We start from the raw sequence: 439 nt of genomic DNA on the forward strand, positions 1-439 counted from the left end.
AGCATGACCCTTTTGATACATTCAAGTATATTATTAACAAGCAAAAACAAACGCAGTTTAAGTTTTTGGTATTCTTCTTTATTGGCTCTTATTCTACTTTTGATAAAGGCATTAATATCAACAAGCGTAAGTATGTGTCTCTTATAAAGCATATAGCCGATTATTGTAAGGTGGGCTTAAAAGCGTCATACTTTTCAGTTAAAGATGTTGAACTGCTAAAAAAAGAAAAACGTCAAATGGAAGACGTATTGAACACTGCATTGAGTGCATCCCGATTTTCGTTTTCGAAATTAAACCTTCCAGAATCCTATAGAAACTTGGTACAATTGGAGGTGAAAGAGGATTATACCATGGGTTATGTAAACCATATAGGATTTAGAGCAGGTTCTTGTACACCATTTTTATTTTATGATTTAGACTATGAGGTGCAAACACCTCT

The 439-nt window shown here is 33.5% G+C and carries 1 protein-coding gene; it reads left to right on the forward strand.

The window, feature by feature from the left end; translation table 11 throughout:
• Positions 1-439, forward strand: a 439-nt coding sequence (locus H4O21_RS28160) for a polysaccharide deacetylase family protein (RefSeq protein WP_220495861.1), incomplete at both ends; no start/stop codon positions are given.

The sequence above is a fragment of the Oceanospirillum sediminis genome (assembly GCF_014164585.1).
Classification (GTDB): Bacteria; Pseudomonadota; Gammaproteobacteria; order Pseudomonadales; family Halomonadaceae; genus Oceanospirillum; species Oceanospirillum sediminis.